This is a genomic window from Mycobacterium sp. NPDC004974, assembly GCF_053600815.1.
In genome coordinates this window covers 169920-184423 of the sequence record NZ_JBSGAQ010000007.1, presented here as the reverse complement: position 1 = coordinate 184423, position 14504 = coordinate 169920, and the positions used below count along the sequence as shown (strand labels likewise).

The window sequence follows — 14504 nt, the reverse complement described above, 5'->3', positions numbered from 1 at the left end:
TCCTAGCTCGCGGGCACAGTCAGCATGAGATATCCCCCGCCTTGCGGTCGCAGCATCACGTCGGTCGGCCAGGTCACCCGGAAATTCTCACCGCGTAGGTAGTCGCCGCTGATTCCGGCGGCCTTGACGGGTTTCCCGTTGAGCTCGAAGATCAGCAGGCTGGCCTTGGAATCGTAGAAATCATTCTTGATCACCGGCGCGCCGACGGTGTCCTCGATGAATTCCCGTTCAGAGTATTCGTGGAACAGATGCACCTCGTCCCAGTCCCAGCTGGTGAAGTCGCTGAGATTTCCTGACTTCTGTTGATGCAGAAGCCTTTCCAGGCCATCGTTGAGCTTCTGGTCGTTGTAGTCGACATCCATCGACGGCCTCATCGCCTGCCTGACCAGATCGCAGCCGCCCAGGGAGAGGCAGAGAAACACAACGATCAGTGCGGTTCGCGTGGTCCTGACGATGTTCATTCGCTGTGCGCCCACTAGTGTTCCGCTTGTTCGAGACCATCGAGTACCTCAAGAGCGACCCGCTCGCTGTCTGGGAGGCCGAGCGCGTTTGAGTTGATCAGCGCAGTACCGGTGAGCCGATACGCGCTGTGGGCCCCGTCGGCGTGTTCACTGTTGAGTAGCAGGGTGTTTGGGTCGGGGCTCTCCGCTGTGCGGCGGTAGTATCCGGTGCCCGTCCTGATGCAGCCGGGTACCGCCGCAGCGAGCCGGTCAAATGTTGCCTGTGCGGTCGCCACGTCCGGGTAGACAGCAATCGCCTGGCGGACATCCGCCATGATGGGGAGCGCCGGCGCGTCAATCAGCGTGGCATAGCCGACGGTGCGGAACTGCCTCCAGTCAGTGCCGAAGACTGCGGGCGGGTCGAACACCGGACGACACGCTTCTGGGGTGTTCGGGGTCGGAGAAGGGGCGGAAGCGGCCAGTTCCGGTACTTCATGAAATCCGGCGATCCCGGAGATACTTTGTACCTCTTCGACGGAAAGTACAGCTGGTCCAGCATCACTCCGTGCCGGCGACGGTGATGTCGACGAGTCCGTAGCGCAGGCTGTGGTCAGCAACGTGAGGCCGCAGAAGACAGCTGCAAAAGTGCGATTCACCGAGGTCGCCGTCCCTGATCTGGTATGCCATGAGACAGGCAGTGCCCAGCAGTTCGATCCCGGGTCTGTTCGAGATTCTGCCGACCGGCGCTGACCACCCCGGCTGCCCGGGTGACCTCTGCGGCCATGCGCTGATCGAGATCAGCGAGCTTGCCGTAGACGGCGGCATGTTCGGCGTTCTTGGCGGCGTAGGCCTGCGCGACCGTGCCCTGCCATCGGTCGTCAAACCCATCGCCCGTCGTCGGAGCACCCTCACCGAACGTGGTGCGTGCCTGCGACCACGTCGTGTAGAACGCGTCGAGTGCCCCCACGGCTCACCCCCCGGCTGGATCGAGGTCTCAAGTCTAGATCTCGGCAAACCCCACCTGGGGCGCTAATTTCGCCCCCGGGCTGACTGTCTGCCTCCAGTTTCGCGATCTACAGTCGCGGGGTGGGCATCTCAACCGTCCGCGTATGTGCCCTGGTGGTAGGCCTGTTCACCGGGTGCACGGCGGCGTGCGCCGGTGGTGCGCCGGAATCGGTGCAGGCTCCGGAAACCATTTCCGCCTCACCGCAGAATCCGCAGCCCGATGCGAAGCCGGAGCAACCCGCGCGGGTTGCTCCGGTGGACGCTGCCGCGCTGGGTGCCACCTGGCGGCCGGGATGCCCGGTGCCGCCCACCGATCTTCGCCGGATCACCCTGTCGTACATCGGCTTTGATGGTCGTTCGCATCGCGGTGAGCTGGTGGTTCACCGCGATGCGGTGAGCGACGTGATCGGGATCTTCGGGGACCTGTACTCGGCGCGATTCCCGATCGAGAAAATGCGCACGGTGGACAACTATCCGGGTGCTGCCGACGAGCTGTCGATGGAGGGCAACAACACCTCGGCGTTCAATTGCCGGCCGTTGCCGAGTGGATCGTGGTCACTGCACGCCTACGGTCGTGCCGTCGACATCAACCCGCTGATCAACCCGTACATCTCGGCTTCCGGTGACTTGCAGCCCATCACTGCGCGGGCGTACCTGGATCGCACCCGTACGGACCAGGGGATGATTCGCGACGGTGACGTAGTGGTGCGGACCTTCGCGCAGCGTGGCTGGCGATGGGGCGGGGATTGGCGTGACCCGATCGACTACCAGCATTTCGAGCGGCGCTGACGCCCAAAAAGCCTCTACACCCCGGCCGGCGGCCTCTCGGACGCCACATGTCCGCCCGCCACCGCCGAACCGACCCACCGCGTCAGGTAGCTGCGCAGCGCCTCTCCCGTACGTGGTGGACGGCCAGGATCGATGACGAAGGACTGGATGATCCGCAGCACGTGCTCGGCGAGCTCGTCCAGTTCGGTGTCGGTGTATCCGACCTCGGTCCAGTCGACATCCATCTTGTGCAACATGGCCCGGGCAAAGTCGACCGCGACATCCGAGGTCACCGACTCCGTGTGCGCGTTCGCGCGTCCGGGAGCCACGAGCAAACCGATGTGTTTGTCCTCGGGTAACCACTCCAGGGAGGTGGCGATGGACTCGGTGACCGCCTCCACCGGATCGGTCATGCCTTTGATGTGGGCGGCCAATCGGTCCAGGAAATCGCCGGCCGCATGGACCGCGGCCGCCACCAGCAGAGCGTCGGTGCTCGGGAAATAGCGGTACACGGTCTGGCGGGTGACGCCGAGGGTGCGGGCCACATCGGCGATCGAGAAGTCCGCTCCCCGCTCATCGATCGCCTTCCCGGCCGCGGCCAGGATGCGGGCAATCGCCTCGTCATCGGTGGCCGGCGCCGAGCCGGACCACCCGTGCGTTCGCATGGGCGAATCCTAGAACAACCAACGGAACACGCTGCTGGTCAACCAGCGGTCAACGGTGGTAGGAGACCGGCAGGTCCTTGACGCCGTTGATCCATCCGGACCGCAGGCGTTGCGGCTCAGCGAGTTTGGCGATGTCGGGGATCTGATCGGCGATCTCGTTGAACATCAGCTTGATCTCCATCCGTGCCAGATTGGCGCCGATGCAGTAGTGCGCGCCGTTGCCGCCGAAAGCCAGGTGAGGGTTGGGATTGCGCAGGATGTCGAAGGTGAAGGGCGATTCGAAGACTTCTTCGTCGTAGTTGGCCGAGCTGTAGAACAGGCCGACGCGCTGCCCGGCTTTCACCGTCACATCGCCGATCTGGGTGTCGACCAGGGCGGTGCGCTGGAAGCAGTGCACCGGGGTGGCCCAGCGGATGATCTCGTCGACCGCGGTCTCCGGGCGTTCGCGCTTGAAAAGCTCCCACTGGTCCGGGTTTTCGAGGAATGCGTTCATGCCGTGCGTCATGGCATTGCGGGTGGTCTCGTTGCCGGCCACGGCCAGCAGGATCACGAAGAACGCGAATTCCACATCCTGGAGGCCGTCTCCGCCTTCTCCGTCCATGTCGGCCTGCACGAGTCGGGTCACGATGTCGTCGGCCGGGCACTGCCGGCGCTGCTCGGCCATGGTGTAGGCGTAGCCCATCAGTTCGGCGTTGGCCATCGTCGGATCGGCGTCGAAATCGGGATCGTCGGTGTTCATGATGGCGTTCGTCCAGTGGAAGAGCTTCTCGCGGTCTTCCTCGGGCACGCCGATCAGGTCCGCGATGGCCAGCAGCGGCAGGCTCATCGCGATGTCATCGACGAAATTGCCGCTGTCCTTCTTGGCCGCCGCCGCCACGATGTCGCGGGCCGCCACCGCCAGCTTCTCCTCCAGGGCTGCCACCGAACGCGGCGTGAACAGACGCGACACCAGCTTGCGCAGTCGGGTGTGCTCGGGCGCGTCGTGGTTGATCAGCAGCGCCTTGGTGAGGTCCAGTTGTTCGGAGGTCACACCTTCGGGCAGGCGCATGACGGCGCCCTTGGCGTTGGTCGACCACACCGCACCGCCGTCGCGGGAGATGGTCTTGATGTCCTCGTGGCGGGTGATCACCCAGTAGCCGCCGTCATTGAAGATCGATTCATCCTGCTCGTTCCACCACACCGGCGCGGTCTTGCGCAGTTCGGCGAACTCGCGCACCGGGATTCCGCGGAGCAGGACATCGGGATCGGTGAAGTCGTAGCCGGCGCCGAACGGGCAAGCACTCATGGTGGTCAAGCCGGATCATCTCCTCGTGTGACGGCGAGCACATTTCTGCTGTCGACCATACACTGTGGCGTCAAGTGTATGCCCACAGGTTTCCCGCTACGCTACGACCGTGCGCGTCCTCGTTATCGGATCCGGTGCCCGTGAACACGCCCTGCTGCTGGCCCTGCGCCGCGACCCGCAGGTCGACGAGTTGGCGGTGGCGCCCGGCAACGCCGGTACCCAGTCCATCGCCGATCAGTACGACGTCGACATCACCTCCGGCGAGGCCGTGGTGAAACTTGCCGAGCGCCTGGAAAGCGACCTCGTGGTGATCGGCCCGGAAGTCCCGCTGGTGCTCGGCGTGGCCGACGCCGTGCGGGCCGCCGGCATAGCCTGCTTCGGCGCCAGCAAGGACGCTGCCCGCATCGAGGGCTCGAAGGCATTCGCCAAGGACGTCATGGCCGCAGCCGGGGTGCGTACCGCGAGCAGTGAGATCGTCGACAACCCGGCCCACCTCGACGCCGCGCTGGACCGGTTCGGCCCGCCTGCCGGTCAGGCCGCCTGGGTGGTCAAGGACGACGGTCTGGCCGCCGGTAAGGGCGTGGTGGTCAGCGCCGATCGCGACGCCGCCCGGGCGCATGCCGCCAGCCTGCTCGACTCGGGGCACCCGGTGCTGCTGGAGTCGTTCCTCGACGGTCCCGAGGTGTCACTGTTCTGCGTGGTCGACGGCGCCACCGTCGTGCCGTTGCTGCCGGCGCAAGACTTCAAGCGGGTCGGCGACGGAGACACCGGGCCGAACACCGGTGGCATGGGTGCCTACGCCCCGTTGCCCTGGTTGCCGGATTCGGTGAAGAACCAGATCGTCGACGGGGTCGTCAAACCCGTTGCCGCAGAACTGGTTGCGCGGGGCAGCTCGTTCTCGGGTCTGCTCTACGCCGGTTTGGCGATCACTTCGAACGGCCCGGCTGTGGTCGAGTTCAACTGCCGCTTCGGTGACCCGGAAACGCAATCTGTTCTGGCCCTGCTTGATTCGCCACTTGGTCAGCTGCTGAACGCCGCGGCCACCGGCGAACTCGCCGCATTCGGTGACCTGCAGTGGCAAGATGGCTACGCCGTGACGGTCGTGGTGGCCGCGGAGAATTACCCGGGCCGGCCGCGCGTCGGCGACGTCATTCATGGATCGGAAGCCGACGGGGTGCTGCACGCCGGCACCGCGCGCCGCGAGGACGGCGAGGTGGTGTCCTCGGGCGGCCGGGTGCTCTCGGTGGTCGGCACCGGAGCGGACCTGCCCGCCGCGCGCGATGCGGCATACGCGCTCGCCAAGTCGATCCGGTTGCCGGGCAGCCACTTCCGCACCGATATCGGTCTGGGCGCCGCCGAAGGGCGGATCACGCTCTAGGCGACGAGTAGCGGTGCCATCCAAGCGATCTCGGCGGGCAGCTGCGAACTCCAGAAGCTGCCGTCATGCCCGCCGGGGGAGAAGCCGCCGGCCGGGGGATTGGGCAGCTCGGCAATGAACTGCTTGGTGGCCGAATAGAACGGATCACTGTTGCCGCAATCGATCCGGATCGGGATCGATCCCAGCGCGGGCTGAGCCCAGACGCTGTTGGCGGCGTAATCGGCTGCGCTGTCGAAGGCGCCGGGTGCAGCGGCTCCCGATGACGTCCAGAGCGCCGGGCTGACCGCGCAGATCGCCGCGGTGCGCGCCGGCCCGAGCCGGGCACCCAGCAGCAGCGCTCCGTAGCCGCCCATGGACCAGCCCAGGAATCCCACCCGCGAGGTGTCCAGGCCCTGATCGGCCAGCATCGGGATCAGCTCGTCGAGGACCATCGCACCCGAGTCCTCACCGGATGCTCGTTTGTGCCAATAGCTTCCGCCGCCGTCGACCGCGACCACGGCGAACGGCGGCAGCCCGGCCGCCACCGCCTCGGCCAAGCCCTGTTCGACTCCGCCGGCCATCACGCCGGCGGCATCCTGCCCTTTGCCGTGCAGGGCGATCACCGGCCGGAGTTTGCCGGTCTGTCCTGGCGGCCGCGCGATGGCCCAGTTGGTGCTCGTCCCGCCACGCGCCGACGATGCGAACGAGCCGCTGGTGAACGTCGGGGCGGGCGCGGGGCCGGCCGATGAGACAGGGGCAGAGGCGAGGGCTACAGCACCGGCGGCGCCGGCAGCCGCACCGACGCCGAGGCGCAGGACTGCGCGACGGGTCAAGTTGGGCATGCGGGCCATCTTGCCATCGCCCGACAATGGCATCGGCCAGTGGCATTGTTGCGGTGGTAATTACGGCCGGGAAAACCTGAGTAGAGCCTGATGATTGGCCGAAAGCCCGATGTGGAGGGTGCCCGGCTGGCACGATGCTAAAGGTGACGGCAGCGGTCACTCCTAAAGGGGAGCGTCGGCGGTACGCCCTCGTCAGGGCGGCCGCTGAGTTGCTCTGTGAGGGCGGTTTCGACGCCGTCCGGCACCGGGCCGTGGCTCGTCGTGCCGGCCTCCCGCTGGCCTCCACGACGTACTACTTCTCCTCACTCGACGACCTCATCGCGAAGGCTGTCGAGTACATCGGAACCCAGGAAGCCGAACATCTCAGCGCCGGTGTGGCCGCGCTCTCACGGCGGCGTCGCGGTGCCGAATCGACCGCCGACGTCCTTGTCGATCTGTTGCTCGGGGAATCCACGGAGCGTCGCGGAATCGAGGAACTGATCTCGCGCTACGAGCGCTACATCGCATGTGCCCGGCAGCCCGGGCTGCGCGACATTCAACGCCGCATCTTGCAGCAGCGCACCGACGCCGTGGTCGAGGTGGTGGAACGCTCAGGCCGCTCGGTGCGCGCCGAACTGGTCACCGCGCTGGTGTGCGCCGTCGACGGGGCCGTTGTGGCATCGTTGGTCGACGAAGGGGAGGGGCCCAGGGCCAGCGCCCGCGCCACACTGATCGACGTCATCGACGTGCTGGCGCCCGTCGACGAACGGGCGGGTACGCGTCTGACCGGCTGAAGGAGGGGGAATGTCGCAACCCGTAACCTCGAAGGAGCCACAGCTCAAGCGGGTGATGGGGCCCGGACTGTTATTACTGTTCGTAGTCGGCGACATCCTCGGCACGGGCGTCTATGCGCTGACCGGGCAGGTCGCCAAGGAGGTCGGCGGCGCCGCGTGGCTTCCGTTCCTTGCGGCGTTCCTGATCGCCACCATCACCGCGTTCAGCTACCTCGAACTGGTCACCAAGTACCCGCAGGCAGCCGGTGCTGCTCTTTACGCGCACAAGGCTTTTGGCGTCCAGTTCGTCACCTTCCTGGTGGCGTTCATCGTGATGTGTTCCGGAATCACCTCGGCCTCAACGGCTTCCCGCTTCTTCGCGGCGAGCTTCTTCAAAGGCCTTGAGGTCAACTTCGACTACACCCCCGGTTGGGAGAAGCTCGGCATCATCGCGTTCGCATTGTTCTTCATGGCCATGATCGCCGTGGTGAATCTGCGTGGGGTCAGCGAAAGCGTCAAGCTCAACGTGTTTCTCACCTTCGTCGAGATCACCGGCCTGCTTCTGGTGATCCTGGTCGGGCTGTGGGCCTTCACCGGTGGCAGCGCCGAAGTCGACTTCGGCCGGGTCGTCGCATTCGAGACTCCCGATGGCAAGAACGCGTTTCTCGCAGTCACCGCCGCCACGTCCCTGGCGTTCTTCGCGATGGTGGGCTTCGAAGACTCGGTCAACATGGCCGAGGAGACAAAGGATCCGGTACGGATCTTCCCCAAGGTGCTGCTGTCAGGTCTGGGTATCGCGGGACTGGTCTACGTACTCGTCTCGGTCATCGCGGTCGCGCTGGTGCCGGTGGGGACACTGGCCGCCAGCAAGTCCCCGTTGGTCGAGGTGGTTCACGCCGGTGCGCCCGGCCTGCCGATCGACAACATCCTGCCGTTCATCTCGATGTTCGCGGTGTCCAACACCGCGCTGATCAACATGCTGATGGCCAGCCGCCTCATCTACGGGATGTCGCGCCAGCACGTGCTTCCTCCGGTGCTGGGTGTCGTGCATCCGCGGCGCCATACCCCTTGGGTGGCAATCACGTTCACGACATTGCTGGCGTTCTGCCTGATCTTCTACGTGTCGACCTTCGCCAGCGAGGACGCCATCGCGGTGCTGGGCGGTACCACGTCGCTGCTGTTGCTCGCGGTGTTCGCCATGGTCAACGTGGCGGTCCTGGTGCTGCGTCGCGATGTGCGAAAAGAGGGCGGGCACTTCAAGACTCCGACTGCGCTACCCGTCATCGGATTCGTGGCCTCGCTCTATCTGGTGCTGCCCACCTCCGGACGACCGTCCGAGCAGTACATCCTGGCACTGGCACTAGTCGTCACCGGCATCGTCCTGTTCGGCATCACCATGCTGATCAACCGGCAACTCGGCATTCGTGGGGCAGGCATCACCGACCCGACCCACCTCGGCGACGCGCCCTAGGAATCTTTACGCAGCTTTTCAATCCGGTTCTGCAGCAGAGCGATCCGGTGCGCGTTCCCATCCAGCTCGATGTAGCGGTCGTCGAAGACGGCCAACAACGCGTCGTCCAGGCGGCGGACCGCGCCCGGCGGGTAGCGGTAGTCCATCAGCCGGTTGATCTCGTCGGTGTCCACCGAATCCAGCACGCCCGTCAGCGCATCCAGTGAGGTGATGCCGAGCTCGAGCAACAACCCCGAGATCCAGCTGTAGTGGTCCGTGCGCGACCAGCCGGCATCGGGGAAGCGGTTGCCCAGGTAGGTGGCCAGCACCGGGGTGGCGATGCGCGCGTCCCTGGAGAATCCCGCGGACTCGACCTCCTCCTCTTCGGTCATGGTCAGCCGCAGCCGTTCCCGGATCTCGGTGAACTCGCGGTCGGCCAACTCCAGAAGCCCGGCCGCCAACGTGAACCGGCGGTCCAGTTCGCTGACGTGTTCGGCAGGGATCGAACCCTTGTACCGCACGTCATGCTCGAACTCGGCCCACGCGTGCTGCAGCACGGTACGTACCTGGATGGACGCCGGATACTGCTCGCCCTCGACCCCGAACAGCAGGTGCCGGCTCGCATACCCCCACCGGCCCTGACGGGCGGTCTGCAGACCCATGTCCTGGTCGTCGAGCAGCCGCATCTCCTCGGCCAGCAGGTTGGCCACCGCGTCGACATCCTCACGCAGATAGGTGATGACGCGCAGGCCCACCTGATCGGTGATCTCCACCAGCGGATCGGTGTACATCCGCGTGCCGTCGACCGCGCGCCGGTTGGCTTTCTCGGCGAACGAGTCGACGCTCTTGGTGCGGGCCGTGATGCTCAGGTAGTTGATGCCCGCCTCGTCGAGCAGCCCGGTGACCCGCTTGAGGTACTGGTCGGTGGCGGCCACCAGGTCCGGGCGCCGGGCAGCGTATTCGGCCACAGCCGTCGAGGGTGCCTCCTCGCGGGCAGGTGCCGGGCGCGGTCGGGACAGTCGATCAGCGGGCAGGGACGGCGTGACGATGTACCCCGACGCGAAGTCGCCGTAGATCGTCACGTCCTCGGGCCGGTGGTACCAGTACAGCGCGATGTAGGCGCAGAGCATGGCGTCGACGGGGTCCTCGTCACGGTCGAGCTGGCCCGGCCGGGTGGCCGCTTCGATCCGCTTGCGCAGTTCGACCCAGCTGACATTGCGGTTCGCCCGCAGCCTCGGCGTTGCCGTGTCGAGCTCCTCGATGAACGTCATCAACTTCAGCAGCTCGCGCTGACGGTCGCCGAACGCGCCGCGCTTGTACTTCAGCGTCTTGTCGAGCCCGAACAGCACGACGCTCGCCGGGTGCGGATAGACCTCGATCGCGCGACGGTTCGACAGCGACGACGGATCCATGTCCAGACCCAGCAACGACGCGATACGCGCCCCACGCGGATGCTTGAACTCGGGTCGCTCGGTGAACGCTGGGCGTGCCCCGGCGTCGAACCGCTGGAAGTCCCGGTTGAGATCCCGCTCGCACGGCCGGTGGCCCGTCGGGTTCTTCACGATGAGCGGCGCATCGATGGCGACCAGGCAGTCGCCGCTGACATAGGGCTCTATGGCCGCCGCGATGTCGTCGTCGTCCTGCGCGACGCCGACGTGTAGGACCCGCCCACCGGAGTCGATGGCAGCCACACCCGTCTGGTTCTTCTCGCCCCACGCGAGGTCGAGTCCGACGAAGTACATCCGTCCACTGTCTCATTCGTCGTCCCGCCCGGGCCGTAAGCTGTGTGTTCGTGACGATCCCGAATGTTCTGGCCAACCGCTACGCCAGCGACGAAATGGTCGCGATCTGGTCGCCGGAGGCCAAGATCGTCGCCGAACGCCGACTCTGGCTCGCCGTGCTGCGTGCACAGGCCGAGCTGGGTGTCCCGGTGCCCGACGGCGTGATCGACGACTACGAGCGTGTCCTGGAGAACGTCGACCTCGCGTCCATCGCGGCGCGCGAGCGCGTCACCCGCCACGACGTCAAGGCACGCATCGAAGAGTTCAACGCCCTGGCCGGCCACGAGCACGTCCACAAGGGCATGACCAGCCGCGACCTCACCGAGAACGTCGAGCAGCTGCAGATCCGCAGCTCCCTTGAGCTGGTGTTCGCCCACGGCGTCGCGGTGGTGGCCCGGCTGGCCGAACGCTCCGTCGTCTACCGCGACGTGGTGATGGCCGGCCGGTCGCACAATGTGGCGGCCCAGGCCACCACGCTCGGCAAGCGGTTCGCCTCGGCTGCCGAGGAGACCCTGCTGGCGCTGACCCGGCTGCGTGAGCTGATCGACCGCTACCCGCTACGCGGCATCAAGGGCCCGATGGGCACCGCCCAGGACATGCTCGACCTGTTCGACGGGGATACCTCCAAGCTCGCCGAGCTGGAGCGGCGGGTCGCCCAATTCCTGGGATTCACAGAGGTTTTCACCAGCGTCGGGCAGGTGTACCCGCGCTCGCTGGACCACGACGTGCTCTCGGCGCTGGTGCAGGTGGGTGCCGGGCCGTCCTCGCTGGCCCACACCATCCGGCTGATGGCCGGCCACGAGCTGGTGACCGAGGGCTTCGCGCCCGGTCAGGTCGGCTCGTCGGCGATGCCGCACAAGATGAACACCCGGTCGTGTGAGCGGGTCAACGGCCTGCAGGTGGTGCTGCGCGGCTACGCCTCGATGGCCGCCGAGTTGGCCGGTGCGCAGTGGAACGAGGGCGACGTGTTCTGCTCGGTGGTGCGTCGCGTCGCGCTGCCCGACGGGTTCTTCGCCGTCGACGGGCAGACCGAGACCTTCCTGACCGTGCTCGACGAGTTCGGCGCCTACCCCGCAGTGATCCAGCGTGAGCTGGACCGGTACCTGCCGTTCCTGGCCACCACGCGCATCCTGATCGCCGCGGTGCGCGCCGGCGTGGGCCGCGAAACCGCGCACGAGGTGATCAAGGAACACGCCGTTGCCGTCGCACTGGACATGCGTGAGCGCGGTCTGGAGCCCGACCTGCTGGACCGGCTGGCCGCCGACCCGCGGCTGCCGCTGGACCGGGCGGCCCTCGAAGCCGCGCTGGCCGACAAGCAGGCCTTCACCGGGGCCGCCGGAGCCCAGGTCGACGGGGTCGTCGCCGCCGTCGACGAGTTGGTCAGCCGCTACCCCGAAGCCGCCAAGTACACCTCGGGCGCCATCTTGTGAGCTTGGCGGCCGATCTCACCGACCTGGACAACTTCGCTGCCGGCTTCCCTCACGAGTTGTTCGCCGCACATCGCCGCGAAGCCCCGGTGTACTGGCACGAGCCCACCGAACACACGCCGGACGGCGAAGGCTTCTGGTCGGTGGCCACCCACGCCGAAACCCTTGCGGTGCTGCGCGATGCGGAGACCTACTCCTCGGTGACCGGCGGCGCCCGGCCGTACGGCGGCACGCTGCTGCAGGACCTGGCCATCTCCGGGCAGGTGCTCAACATGATGGACGACCCGCGGCATTCCGAGATCCGCCGGCTGGTCAGCTCCGGGCTCACCCCGCGGATGATCCGGCGGGTCGAAGACGATCTGCGGGCCCGCACGCGCCGGTTGCTCGACGACGTGGTGCCGGGCGAACCGCTGGACTTCCTGGTCGACGTGGCCGCCGAACTGCCGATGCAGATGATCTGCATACTGCTGGGAGTGCCTGAATCCGAACGGCATTGGCTGTTCCATGCGATCGAGCCGCAGTTCGACTTCGGCGGCTCGCGCACCGCGGCCATGGCGCAGATGTCGGCCGAGGAGGCCGGCTCACGGATGTACACCTATGGGCAGGAACTCATCGCCGCCAAGCGTGCCGATCCCACCGACGACATGCTGTCGGTGGTGGCCAACGCAACGGACGCCGCGTTGAGCGACCTGGAGTTGTACCTGTTCTTCAGCCTCCTGTTCAGCGCCGGCGCTGAGACCACCCGTAACTCCGTGGCGGGCGGGCTGCTGGCCCTGATCGAAAACCCTTCGCAGATGGCGTTGTTGCGTGAGGATCTCGCGGAACTGCCCACCGCGATCGAGGAGATGGTGCGTTGGACCTCGCCGTCGCCGTCCAAACGCCGTACCGCGACCCGAGCCGTGTCGCTGGGCGGCTGCGACATCGAAGCCGGGCAGAAGGTGCAGGTCTGGGAAGGGTCGGCGAACCGGGATTCACTGGTGTTCTCCGCTCCTGACACCTTCGACATCACACGTAAGCCCAACCCGCACTTGGGCTTCGGCTACGGTATCCACTACTGCCTCGGCGCCAACCTGGCCCGGCTGGAGCTTCGCGTCCTGTTCGAAGAGCTGCTTGGGCGGTTCTCATCGGCTCGTCTGGTCAAGCCCGTCGAATGGACCCGCAGCAACCGACACACCGGCATCCGACATCTGGTGGTGGAGCTCGGGGTGTGAAACCCGGGGCGTCGTTCGCCTAACCTCGGGGCATGGACTCAGGCCCGAATGACCATCTCCGAGTCTCAGACGCCGAGCGCACGACAGTGGGACAACTGCTCGAACGCGCGGTAGCCGAGGGCATGATCACACTCGACGAGTTCGGCGAGCGCTACGACGCCGCGCTGGCGGCACGCACTCGAGGCGAGTTGGGCGCGGTGGTGGCTGACCTTCCGATCGCGTCGCCCCCGGCGGTCCCGGCGTCGCACCTGCCCGCGGCGGCGCCAGAGGAACTGCGCGGCTGGATGTCCTCGATCGTGCGGCGCGGGCAGTGGACGGTGCCGCGCGTCCTGCATGTGAAAAGCCGGCTGTGCAGTACCACTCTCGACTTCACCTCGGCGGTGCTGCCCGGACCCGTGGTGGAGATCGTCGTCGACGATTACTGCAGCACGACGGAGCTCATCGTGCCCGCCTCGGCCACCGCCGACGTCAACGGCGTCAACGCCATCGCCGGCAGCGCCACGGTCAGAGTGCGCACCAGCCCGCCGTCGGATCAGCTGCACCTCGTCGTGCGCGGTCGCGTCCGGATGGGTTCGGTCACCGTGCGGCACTCGTTCGGAAGCTGGCTGCGGCGCCTGAGCGGCACTCCATAGCGAAACGAATTTCGGCGATCACGCGCTGCGGATACTCGGTCAAATCCAGCCAGGTGAATCGCAGCACCTGCCAGCCCATCAGCGCGATCTCGTTCTGCTTGACGCGGTCTTTCTGGAAATCCTCCTGATCGCTGTGGAACGCCCAACCATCGGTTTCGATCGCGACCTTGTGGGCGGGAAAGGCCACGTCGATCACGTATCGGCTCAGGCGGTAGTTGGCCTTCCACCCGGTGATACGGGCTTCTCTGAGCAGCTTGATCAGCAGCCGTTCGGCTTCCGAGCGGGCGCCGTCGGACGCGGCGATCAGCAACCTGCGGGCAGCGGGCGAGCCGTGTCGGCCCTTGTTGCGCAGATGCGCTCTCCAGAGGTCGCGCAGTTCGGTGTGGCGCTGCAGCGCGCTGTCCATGAGTTTGGCGCCGCCACCTCGCCGGGCAGCGGCCTCCACGACCGTCAGCGGCAGCGCGGTGACCCGCAGCCCGCGGCGTTCCACGATGTCGGCGGGATCGAGATCGCGCCGGCGCAGACGGACGCCGTGTCGCTGCGGATGATGCCCCGTCCTCGGGATGGTGACCTCAACCGTGTCTGGCGGGTACTTCGTCACCTCATGCCACCACGCGGCGGCCAGTCCGCTTGCGGCCGCATTCGGCCCCGCCGACCACACAGCAGCCCTGACCCGGGCTGATTCTGTGAATGGCCGATCGTCGGCGAAGTACACCCCTGGTGAGCAGCGCAGCCATTTCCCGGAACGGACTCTCCGGTTGACCGCGTCCTGGCTCAGTCCCGCCAGCTTGGCCTGCGCGAGGGTAATCACTCCGTCGTGGCTACGCAGATAGTCGTCGATCACGCAGTTTCGACGGTATGCCCCGTCAAACGGTTCCCGCTCGTGCGA

15 protein-coding genes are annotated in these 14504 nt (G+C 66.6%); 7 read left to right on the top strand and 8 right to left on the bottom strand.

The annotated features are described in order from the left end of the window. Nucleotides 1–2: 2 nt before the first annotated feature. From ACWEFV_RS18105 to ACWEFV_RS18095, 3 genes are read right to left on the bottom strand one after another with little or no spacing between them, the layout of a single operon-like run. A complete protein-coding gene (locus tag ACWEFV_RS18105; protein ID WP_450071154.1) occupies nt 3–461 on the bottom strand; it encodes a hypothetical protein in 459 nt (152 codons plus the stop codon). Between the two features lie 14 nt (nt 462–475). Beyond that, complete coding sequence (locus ACWEFV_RS18100) at nt 476–1096, bottom strand: sensor domain-containing protein (RefSeq protein WP_450071153.1); 621 nt, start codon at nt 1094–1096, stop codon at nt 476–478. Then, nucleotides 1093–1407, bottom strand: a complete 315-nt coding sequence (locus ACWEFV_RS18095; RefSeq protein ID WP_450071152.1) for an EspA/EspE family type VII secretion system effector — start codon at nt 1405–1407, stop codon at nt 1093–1095. Before ACWEFV_RS18095 ends, ACWEFV_RS18100 begins: the two co-directional genes overlap by 4 nt. A 119-nt stretch (nt 1408–1526) precedes the next feature. Between ACWEFV_RS18095 and ACWEFV_RS18090 the strand changes: the two genes are divergently transcribed. Continuing rightward, entirely contained in the window at nt 1527–2234 is a 708-nt protein-coding gene (locus ACWEFV_RS18090) for a M15 family metallopeptidase (protein WP_450071151.1), read from the top strand. A gap of 14 nt (nt 2235–2248) precedes the next feature. On the opposite strand, the gene ACWEFV_RS18085 is transcribed toward ACWEFV_RS18090, so the two are convergent. After that, entirely contained in the window at nt 2249–2878 is a 630-nt protein-coding gene (locus tag ACWEFV_RS18085; protein ID WP_450071150.1) for a TetR/AcrR family transcriptional regulator, read from the bottom strand. Between the two features lie 49 nt (nt 2879–2927). After that, nucleotides 2928–4163, bottom strand: a complete 1236-nt coding sequence (locus tag ACWEFV_RS18080) for a cytochrome P450 (protein WP_450071234.1) — start codon at nt 4161–4163, stop codon at nt 2928–2930. A 109-nt stretch (nt 4164–4272) separates the two neighbouring features. Here ACWEFV_RS18080 and purD point away from each other — a divergent pair, with 109 nt between their 5' ends. Then, nucleotides 4273–5541 (top strand): phosphoribosylamine--glycine ligase, encoded by a 1269-nt coding sequence (gene purD / locus ACWEFV_RS18075; RefSeq protein ID WP_450071149.1) that lies wholly within the window; start codon nt 4273–4275, stop codon nt 5539–5541. Here the strand turns inward: purD and ACWEFV_RS18070 are convergent. Continuing rightward, nucleotides 5538–6371 (bottom strand): alpha/beta hydrolase, encoded by an 834-nt coding sequence (locus ACWEFV_RS18070; protein WP_450071233.1) that lies wholly within the window; start codon nt 6369–6371, stop codon nt 5538–5540. The genes purD and ACWEFV_RS18070 overlap by 4 nt on opposite strands. Nucleotides 6372–6496: 125 nt before the next feature. Between ACWEFV_RS18070 and ACWEFV_RS18065 the strand changes: the two genes are divergently transcribed. Both ACWEFV_RS18065 and ACWEFV_RS18060 read left to right on the top strand, forming a co-directional pair. Continuing rightward, nucleotides 6497–7135, top strand: coding sequence for a TetR/AcrR family transcriptional regulator (locus ACWEFV_RS18065; protein ID WP_450071148.1), 639 nt, complete (start codon nt 6497–6499; stop codon nt 7133–7135). Nucleotides 7136–7145: 10 nt separating this feature from the next. Further along, nucleotides 7146–8585 carry an APC family permease gene (locus tag ACWEFV_RS18060; RefSeq protein WP_450071147.1) on the top strand — a complete coding sequence of 480 codons (1440 nt, stop codon included), beginning with the start codon at nt 7146–7148 and terminating at the stop codon, nt 8583–8585. On the opposite strand, the gene relZ is transcribed toward ACWEFV_RS18060, so the two are convergent. After that, nucleotides 8582–10306 carry a bifunctional ribonuclease/(p)ppGpp synthase gene (relZ, locus tag ACWEFV_RS18055; protein ID WP_450071146.1) on the bottom strand — a complete coding sequence of 575 codons (1725 nt, stop codon included), beginning with the start codon at nt 10304–10306 and terminating at the stop codon, nt 8582–8584. The genes ACWEFV_RS18060 and relZ overlap by 4 nt on opposite strands. Before the next feature lie 50 nt (nt 10307–10356). Between relZ and purB the strand changes: the two genes are divergently transcribed. Genes purB through ACWEFV_RS18040 form a run of 3 tightly spaced genes read left to right on the top strand, consistent with a single transcriptional unit; the run spans nt 10357 to nt 13615 of the window. Further along, the gene (gene purB, locus ACWEFV_RS18050) at nt 10357–11775 is read left to right on the top strand and encodes an adenylosuccinate lyase (protein ID WP_135452449.1); all 1419 of its coding nucleotides are present in this window, start codon (nt 10357–10359) and stop codon (nt 11773–11775) included. Next, nucleotides 11772–12983, top strand: coding sequence for a cytochrome P450 (locus tag ACWEFV_RS18045; protein WP_210115467.1), 1212 nt, complete (start codon nt 11772–11774; stop codon nt 12981–12983). Before purB ends, ACWEFV_RS18045 begins: the two co-directional genes overlap by 4 nt. Before the next feature lie 32 nt (nt 12984–13015). Then, nucleotides 13016–13615, top strand: coding sequence for a DUF1707 SHOCT-like domain-containing protein (locus ACWEFV_RS18040; RefSeq protein WP_135452453.1), 600 nt, complete (start codon nt 13016–13018; stop codon nt 13613–13615). Here ACWEFV_RS18040 and ACWEFV_RS18035 read toward each other — a convergent pair. Next, complete coding sequence (locus ACWEFV_RS18035) at nt 13560–14459, bottom strand: DUF559 domain-containing protein (protein WP_450071145.1); 900 nt, start codon at nt 14457–14459, stop codon at nt 13560–13562. The genes ACWEFV_RS18040 and ACWEFV_RS18035 overlap by 56 nt on opposite strands. Nucleotides 14460–14504 lie beyond the last annotated feature (45 nt).